The 8,128-nt window shown below is 71.7% G+C and carries 8 protein-coding genes and 2 pseudogenes; 2 read left to right on the plus strand and 8 right to left on the minus strand.

Annotated elements, in window-relative coordinates; genetic code table 11:
* The 3 genes and pseudogenes from ABZ449_RS41105 to ABZ449_RS41115 all read right to left on the minus strand — a co-directional run.
* A pseudogene (locus tag ABZ449_RS41105) lies at positions 1–107 on the minus strand (DoxX protein); the annotation flags it as partial.
* A 14-nt stretch (positions 108–121) separates the two neighbouring features.
* The gene (locus ABZ449_RS41110; RefSeq protein WP_360357014.1) at positions 122–784 is read right to left on the minus strand and encodes a hydrolase; all 663 of its coding nucleotides are present in this window, start codon (positions 782–784) and stop codon (positions 122–124) included.
* A 537-nt stretch (positions 785–1,321) separates the two neighbouring features.
* Positions 1,322–2,245, minus strand: coding sequence for a hypothetical protein (locus ABZ449_RS41115; RefSeq protein WP_360357016.1), 924 nt, complete (start codon positions 2,243–2,245; stop codon positions 1,322–1,324).
* A gap of 416 nt (positions 2,246–2,661) precedes the next feature.
* On the opposite strand from ABZ449_RS41115, the gene ABZ449_RS41120 reads away from it, so the two are divergent.
* Positions 2,662–3,750, plus strand: a complete 1,089-nt coding sequence (locus ABZ449_RS41120) for a hypothetical protein (protein ID WP_360357019.1) — start codon at positions 2,662–2,664, stop codon at positions 3,748–3,750.
* A gap of 101 nt (positions 3,751–3,851) precedes the next feature.
* Here the strand turns inward: ABZ449_RS41120 and ABZ449_RS41125 are convergent.
* The 5 genes and pseudogenes from ABZ449_RS41125 to ABZ449_RS41145 form a co-directional block, all read right to left on the minus strand.
* Positions 3,852–3,977: pseudogene (locus ABZ449_RS41125) on the minus strand (IS5/IS1182 family transposase); the annotation flags it as partial.
* A 149-nt stretch (positions 3,978–4,126) separates the two neighbouring features.
* Positions 4,127–4,864: an ABC transporter permease gene (locus ABZ449_RS41130; protein ID WP_360357021.1), complete on the minus strand. Its 738-nt coding sequence runs from the start codon at positions 4,862–4,864 to the stop codon at positions 4,127–4,129.
* Positions 4,861–5,679: an ABC transporter ATP-binding protein gene (locus ABZ449_RS41135; protein WP_360357024.1), complete on the minus strand. Its 819-nt coding sequence runs from the start codon at positions 5,677–5,679 to the stop codon at positions 4,861–4,863. The genes ABZ449_RS41130 and ABZ449_RS41135 overlap by 4 nt, the downstream gene beginning before the upstream one ends.
* Before the next feature lie 418 nt (positions 5,680–6,097).
* Positions 6,098–6,547 (minus strand): STAS domain-containing protein, encoded by a 450-nt coding sequence (locus ABZ449_RS41140; protein WP_360357026.1) that lies wholly within the window; start codon positions 6,545–6,547, stop codon positions 6,098–6,100.
* An 86-nt stretch (positions 6,548–6,633) separates the two neighbouring features.
* A complete protein-coding gene (locus tag ABZ449_RS41145) occupies positions 6,634–7,290 on the minus strand; it encodes a site-2 protease family protein (RefSeq protein WP_360357028.1) in 657 nt (218 codons plus the stop codon).
* Between the two features lie 134 nt (positions 7,291–7,424).
* Between ABZ449_RS41145 and ABZ449_RS41150 the strand changes: the two genes are divergently transcribed.
* On the plus strand, positions 7,425–8,128 hold a 704-nt coding region (locus ABZ449_RS41150; protein WP_360357031.1), incomplete at its 3' end, for a GAF domain-containing protein.

Consider the following 8,128-nt stretch of genomic DNA (forward strand, 5'->3'; position numbering starts at 1 on the left):
CCGCCCTCCAGTCCGCCGCCACCGAGGTGGAAGCTGACCTTCTGGACGCCGTGGCCCGCGATCAGCAGGCCGACGACCAGGCGCAGCAGGAGTAGACCGGTGTTCACGGTGGGAGGCTCCGTCAGCCGGCGGCGTGGGGGTTGATCATGGACTGGGCGTAGACGAGGCCCAGGCCGTAGGCGCCGCCGTGCTCCTTGACCAGCTCGGTGACCGGGACGTAGGTCTCGCCGCGGGCCCAGTCGCGCTGGAGCTCCAGCAGGACCTGGATCCAGGTGACGGGCACGGCGCCGGCGGCGGTCATCCGCTGCAGGGCGTGCTCGTGGGCGAGGGGGGTGACGCCGCCGGAGGCGTCGGCGACGACGTAGACCTCGTAGCCCTGGTCCAGCGCGGACAGGGCGGGCAGGACGAGGCAGACCTCGGTCCACAGGCCGGAGAGGATGATCTTCTTGCGGCCGGTGGCCTTGACGGCCTCGACCAGCGCCTCGTCCTCCCAGGCGTTCATCGTGGTGCGGTCGATGATCTCCTGGTCGGGGAAGACGGCCTTCAGCTGGGGCAGGATCGGGCCGGAGAAGGACTCGGCGGCGACGGTGGAGAGCACCACCGGGACGTCGAAGACCTTGGCGGCCTTGGCCAGGCCGACGGTGGCGTTGATGATGGCGCCGCGGTCGCCGCTGCCGGTGCCGAAGAACATCTGCGGCTGGTGGTCCACGAACAGCATCATCGAGTTGTCCGGGGTCAGCAGGTCCGGGCTCGGAGCGGCGTGGACGTTCGCGAAGTCAACCATGATGGTTCTTTTTCCTTTGGAATACAGGTAGTTGACATGACATCAGACGCTTTCCCGATCGGTCCGGCGTCACATCAGCGACATTAGTCCGCGATGGTCCGGTGGATCTGCTCGCTGCGCGCCCGGGATTGTCCCGGCAGCGCACCCTTCCTCTGGCGAACAGCCAGGTCCGGCCCGTGGGTGCGACCTGAACGCGGCGGCGCACCTCGCCCGCATCCCGCCCCGCGCGCGAGGAGCCGCCGTGACCTCGCCCGCTGAGGGCTACCGCCTTGTCGGTGGCGCCGCCCCCCGCCGGTGTGGGAAGGCCCCTCTCCGCTGCCACCAGCTCGCCGACGCCACCCGGGCGCGCTCCTGGTCCTGTGCGGACGGATCGTCCGGATCCCGGCCCCACCAGTGCCGTCTTGGCATGGTCCCGAGGTGAGAACGCCGAACGCCGTCCGGCCGACCCCTCGGGGCCGGCCGGACGGCGTTCGAGCGGCAGGCCGGCCGGCCCGGGTGGACCGGCTGGCCTGCCGCTCGGGTTCTGTTCCCTGACTGTCAGCGCGGGTCGCGCAGCAGGCGGGCGGTGAGGAGGTTCGGGTCCTGCTGGGTCAGGTACGCGGCGTCGGCGACCCAGACGCGGTCGCCCCGGACGGCGACGGAGGTGGGGTTCTGGAGCCCGTCCGTGTGGTCGAGCACGATGGTGTGGGTGCCGTTGTCGGCGACCAGGGCGATCCGGTTGCTGGCGTTGAGGGCGGCCAGGACCTGGTTGCCCCGGCCGGTGAAGGCGAAGTCGTCGATGCCGGGCAGGTCGGTGGCGGCGACCGTGGTCGGGCCGGCGGTGCCGTCGGGCCGGATCGGGACGCGCAGCAGGGTGCCGTTGTCGAGGTTGCTGACCCAGACCGCCCTGTCACGGATCTTGATGCCGTTGGCGCCGAGGAAGCCGTTCGGCTTGAGGGCGGTTCCGGTCGTCCACGGGACGGCGGCGCCGCCGCGGGCGGGGACGCGCCAGACGGTGCCGAGGACGGAGTCGGCGGCGTACAGGTCGCCGGTGCGCTCGTCCCGGGCGAGGCCGTTGGGCAGGGCGTCGGCGGGCAGGGTGGCGATGCGCCGGGGGGTGCCGCCGGGGGCCAGTCGCCAGATGCCGGTGAGGTCGGCCGTCCCGGTCGCGTAGGCGAAGTACAGGGCGCCGCTGTCGTCGCGTACGACGCCGCCGAGGAACGGGGACTTCAGCACGGGAGTGGTCGCGTCCGCAGCCGGGGCGGGCAGGGTGGCGAGGATCCGGACGGCGCCGTGGCAGTCGATCTCGGCGACCTGGCGGGAGAAGGCGAAGGTCACGACGGTGTTGCCGTTCGGCAGCAGGGTGAGGTTCTCCGGCTGCCGGCCCTGGGCGAGGTCGAGGTGCGCGACCACCTGCGGCGCGGTCAGCGGGAGGGTCGAAGCGTCCGCGGGGACGGTGTTGACGGTCAGGGCCGATGCCACCGCCGTCAGGGTTACCGCGGAAGCCTGGAAGAGTGAGGTGAGGCGCATGGTGTCGTTTCTTCGGGAGCGAGAGGAGTGGGGATCGGGATCGGGTGCGGCGCCGAGAGAGGGATCCCGCCCCCGCGCGGCGGACCTCTCGGACGAGGCCCGCGACCCCGCGGCAGGGTGGAGATCGGCAGGAGGCCACGATCCGCGACACCCTCACCCTAGGGAGGCTCCAGTGCTCGTACTTGTACCTCAGCGCACGGACCCTGTTCCCGTAGGGAAACGGAGAGCGGGAGCCTGCGCGGCGAACGCACGCAGCGGCGGTGTTCCCCGACGATAGTGGCGGGTGCGTTCCCGCTGGTCAGGCATAGGGCTGGTGCTTCGGCGGCAGAGACGAGGTGTCGTGTTGTCTCTGCGGTGGAGGTGCCGGGATGCCGTCCGTGATGGGGCTGTTGGAGGAGCGTGAGCGTGCTGCTCGGCAGCGGGTGGAAGCTCTTCAGGTCGAGCTGCGCGAGGCGGAAGCCGCGTGGGAACGGTTCGTGATCGCCCGTGAGACGGTCGGACTGGTCCTGACTGAGGCTCGCGGAGGCGATGAGGTTCCGCCCGTCGTAGTGGCAGGTGAGCGGCCGGTGCGGGCCGCTGCGGCTGTGTCTGGTTCGGTCGTGCCGGCGTGGAGGGAGGGCCTCGATGTCGGTGTGCTGGCGCCGGACCACCGCCGACTCGTGGATGCCCTGGCCGGTGGGAGCGGGTCGGGCGGTGAGGCGATGGACTGTCGGCAACTCGCAGTGGCGCTCGGTCTGGAGGCGGTACCCGCGAAGGTCGAGGGGGTGCGGTCGAAGGCGAAGCGCCTGGTCGCGCGGGGCTGGCCGGCCGAGGAGCGCCCGGGGACGTTCAGCATGGTCGTCGGGCCGGGTCGGCGGCCCGTAGGCTACCGGGGCGGGGATGCCGGGGCGGGGATGCCGGCCGGGCCCCCGGTACCCGGTGGAAGGGACTTGGTGGTGGTAACGCTTTCGGAGATCCGAGCCCTGCTGGGCGAGCCCGGGTTCAACTGGTCGGATCCGGCCCCGTGGAGCGAAATGGAGCGGGAGTTCGGTATCGAGTTCCCCGCTGACTTCCGCGAGATCGCGAACGCCTACGGCTCGATCGAGATCAATAGGCAGCTGTACCTGAAGCACCCCGCCGGCCATCTTCTGCACAGCCTGGGAGAAATGATCAGGAGGGATCTCGAGCTCTGGCGGGAGGAGGACATGACGGAGTTCCTGCCCGGTCCGGCAGGAACGGGTCCCGGCGAGTTGATGCCGGTGGCGACGGCCACGACGGGCGAGGCGGTCTTCCTTCGCGTTCCGGATGATCCCTCGTCGCCCTGGCGCGTCGTGGTCCAGGAGTTCGACAGCCCGGCCTGGACTCTCCATGAGATGACGTTCGGCGAATGGCTGCTGGCGTATCTCAGGGGTGAGGACGTGACGGTTTGTTCTCGCAACTTCGCGCCTGACCGCCCGTTCTACGAACCTCTGCCGTGAGATTGAGCACGGTGGAATCAGCGTGGTCGCCGGGCGAGTCGGCGGCTCATGACCATGCTCATCGACCAGCGGATCATCGCTTCCGAGGTGTCGGTTCGGCCTTCGTGGTCACGGGCGAGGCGGCGTGAGCGCATCAGCCAGGCGACCGTCCGTTCCACCAGCCACTTCTTGGGTAGCACCACGAAGCCCGTGGTGTCGTCGGTGCGTTTGACCACCGTCAGTGCGATCCGCAGGACGTCGCGGCCGTCGTCGCCGAGCGCCTCCCGCTCGCCCGCGTCACCGGCATTGTGGCCGGACTCAATGTCCTCCTGGAACCGCCGGCAGAACACGCGGATGACCGACGGATCACCACCGACCGCGCGGATCGGCCGGAGGCTCAGGCCGTGCGCCGCCGCAGCGTGACGGCGCCGAGCGCCAGCGCCGCCAGAGCGCAGCCGAGCACGATCAGCAGGTCCGCCACCGTCCTGCCGGAGAGGCCGCTCCGTGTGGTGATCTCGTTCATCGCGTCGACCGCGTAGGAGAGCGGGAGCGCGTCCGACAGTGCGTGGAGCCAAGCGGCCATCGTCGCGCGGGGGGTGAACAGGCCGCAGAGCAGGAGCTGCGGCAGCACGAACGCGGGCAGGAACTGTACCGCCTGGAATTCGGTGGTCGCGAAGGCCGAGACGAACAGGCCCAGCGCCATGCCCAGCAGGCCGTCCGCGACCGCGACGGCGAGCAGGAGCCAACTCGGGCCGGCCACCGTCAGGCCGAGCAGGCCGACCGTCAGGCCGAAGGCCAGCAGCCCCTGGACCAGCGTCAGCAGGCCGAAGGCGAGAGCGTAGCCGAGCAGCAGATCCAACTTGCCCAGCGGCATGGTCAGGAGTCGCTCCAGGGTGCCGCTGGTGCGTTCGCGCAGTGTGGCGACGGCGGTGACCACGAACATCACCGTCAGCGGGAAGACGCCGAGCATCGGTGCGCCCATGGTGTGGAACACCTGCGGCCGGTCGTCGAAGACGTACTTCAGCAGGGTGATCAGCAGGCAGGGGGCGCCGAGCATCAGGGCCACCGTGCGGGGGTCGTGGCGCAGTTGGAGCAGGACGCGGCGGGCGGTGGCGAACGTTCGGCGCGGGTTCAACTCTGCTCCGTCCTCGGGAAGTCGGTGTCGCGATCCGTGTCCGGGCCGCCGTCGGTGCCGGCCACGAGCCGCAGGAACGCCTGCTCGACGTCCGGTGCTCCGGTGGCCGCCAGGAGCCCTGCCGGGGTGTCGTGCGTCAGCAGCCGTCCGTCGCGCATCAACAGGAGCCGGGTGCAGCGTTCGGCCTCGTCCATGACATGGCTGGAGACGAGCAGGGTCGCACCCGACGCCGCGAGACGGTGGAACAGCTGCCACAACTCCCGGCGCAGCACCGGGTCGAGGCCGACCGTCGGCTCGTCCAGCACCAACAGCTCCGGCGTTCCCAACAGGGCCGCCGCCAGAGAGACCCGGGCGCGCTGGCCGCCGGAGAGCCGGCCGACCAGATCGCGTTCCCTGCCGTGCAAGCCGACCTGCTCCAGCACCCGGGCCGGCTCGTCGCGCGGTACGCCCAGCACCGCCGCGAAGTAGCGCAGGTTCTCGGCCACGCTCAGGTCCGTGTACACGGAGGGGGCCTGGGTGACGTAGCCGACCCGTTGGCGCAGGCGCGGGTTGCCCGCGGGGGTGCCGAGGACCGTCACCCGGCCCGCCTCGATCCGCTGTACGCCCACGATGGCCCGTAGCAGTGTGGTCTTGCCGCAGCCACTCGGGCCCAGCAGGCCGGTGACCGTACCGCGGACGATCTCCAGGTCGAGATCGTGCAGGACCGGCCGTCCTCCCCGGGACACCCGCAGGCCCCGGACCTCGATCGCCGGCGTCCGCGGTGCGTCGTCCTCGACGGTCCCGACTCCTGTGGCGGGCCGCGTCACGCTTCTCATGCGTTCACTCCGGGTTCCTCCGCGCTCGCTGTCGTCGCCCTCACCGGGATCGGTGCCGGGCTCCGGCGGTGTGGTCGGCCCAGTCTCACGCCGGGGGCCGACGGGACTCCAGGGACCAATGTCCCGGCCGGGGGAGGCATCGGGCCCGCCCCCGCTTTCGGCCGAGCTCAGCCGAATGTCCCGGCGGCGCAGCCCGGTGAGACCGGCGGCGATCAGGGCGGTGAGCCACAGCCGACGCGCTGCTCGGAGGTCTCCGCCCGGGAACAGGGGCGGATGCTGGAACGGGGGGTGAATCCATTCGGGACGGGACGAGACGAGACGGGCGCGTCGAGGGCCCGGGACCTCCCGAGGGCCTTCACGAGGCCGGACACGTCGAACGTCGCTGTCAGGTGCGCGAGTGCTCGGTCCGAAGTCGTCGTCATCGCGTCGAGGAGGCGGGGGAGCTGCCCGGACGGGCCTTCGGCGGTCGCGTACGGAGACTACCGGGAGGTCGTTCCGTGGGGCGGGGGCAGGTCCGGGCCGGCTGCGCGAACTCGCAGGGCACGGACCGGTGCAGGCCGAGCAGCCGCAGCACCTTCGCGGGCTGTCGGGTGACGCCGCGCAGGAACAGCCTGGTGCCGTTGGTCAGGCGTCGGTTCACCTGCAGGAAGGCGCTCGCCCCCGTGCTGTCGCAGAAGCTGACGCCGGACAGGTCCAGCACCAGCTCCCGGTCGCCGGCACCCGCCAGTCCCAGCAGTTCCGGGACGAGCTCGGACGCGGTGAGGACGTCCAGTTCGCCGCTCAGTCGCACCACCGTGGTGCGGGCCCGCGGATCGCGGGTGACCGATCGGACCACGCTGTGCCCGACCGTTTCTGCTGCCGCGTCCACCACAACCTCCTGGAGTCTCCGTCGTCGCGTGGCCCTCACGCCCGGTCCTCCGAGCGGTGTGTGGTCCCATGCCGTACCGGAGTCAATCAACTGCCGGGTGGAGAGGGGCAGAACCGATGGGCCCCGGTCTGGGGGCCGGTGGTCCCAGGGGCGTGGTCGGTGTCGGGCAGTGCCCGTTCGCACGGCCTCGGGCGACCGGACCGGAACCAGCCCTCCAGGGCGGACGGTTGCCAGGGCATGGCGTCGGCCACGCGTACGCCCCGGAGCGTGCTTTCGAGGACCGAGCGGCGTCGTTCGGCCGCGGCGCTCGCGGCGAGGAAGAGCCCGACGGCCATGAGCCAGAGGCCATCGCCCGCTCCGTCCAGGAGCAACGCGGTGCCGATGGCGGCCAGCAACAGGCCCACGGCCTGGGCGGCCCGGTCGGCCGCCTGTTGGACCCCGGCCCGGTCGGCGCCGCGCCACCACAGCGCGGCCTGCAGGATCTGCCCGCCGTCCATGGGGGCCGCGGGCAGCAGGTTGACGACGCCGAGCACAAGATTGGCGCCCCCGAGCCAGGCGAGCAGCGCCGTGACCAGCGTCCAGTTCGCATCCGGTCGCAGGGGGGCGCCGGTGCCGAGGGCGAGGACCCCGACGGCCGGACTGGTGGCCGGACCGGCGACCGCGATGACCAGCGCCGCCTTCGGGGACGCGGGCTGGTCGCAGCGGGTCGTCCCGCCCAGGGCCCGGACGGTGATGTCCGGCACCTCCAGGTCGGCGCGCCGGGCCGCGTGCGCCGACTCGGGCTCTCGCCAGGTCGGAGGCGGTGCCTGCCCCGACCGGCGGCGGTCGGCTTCTGCGACAATCGACCGGCCGGTGGCAAGGACGAAAGGAGGCCCGCATGGGTACGGACGGGGCGCGGTCGCGGATACCGCAGCTGCGGTTGGACGAGCTGCTGGAGGAACTCCAGGCGCGGATCGACGCGGCCCGAGGCACCCGGGACCGGGTGCACAGCCTCCTGGAGGCGGTGCTGTCGGTCGGGCGCGAGCTGGACCTGACGCAGGTGCTGCGGAGGATCGTGGAAGCCGCGGCCTTGCTGGTGGACGCCCGGTACGCGGCGCTCGGCGTGATCGGGCCGGACGGCGAGACGCTCTCCGACTTCCTGACCGTGGGGCTGTCACCGGAGGAGATCGCGAAGATCGGCCTGTACCCGACGGGCCGGGGACTCCTGGGCGAGCTGATCCGCAACCCCGAGCCGCTGCGACTGGAGGAGCTGTCGCAGCACCCGGCGTCGTACGGCTGCCCGGCGCACCACCCGGTGATGCGGACCTTCCTCGGTGTTCCGGTGCGGGTGCGCGACGAGGTGTTCGGCAACCTCTACCTGACCGACAAGCGGGGCGGTGAGGAGTTCGACGCCGACGACGAGTCGGTGATCGCCACCCTGGCCGTCGCTGCCGGCGTGGCGATCGACAACGCCCGCCTGTACGAGGAGGCCCAGCGCCAGCAGCGTTGGCTGAGCGCGAGCGCGGAGATCACCCGGAGCCTGCTGTCGGGCAGTTCCCGCTCCGAGGTGATGGAACTGATCGCGCGTCGGGCGCGGGAGAT

The organism is Kitasatospora sp. NPDC005856 (assembly GCF_040629945.1).
Classification (GTDB): Bacteria; Actinomycetota; Actinomycetes; order Streptomycetales; family Streptomycetaceae; genus Kitasatospora.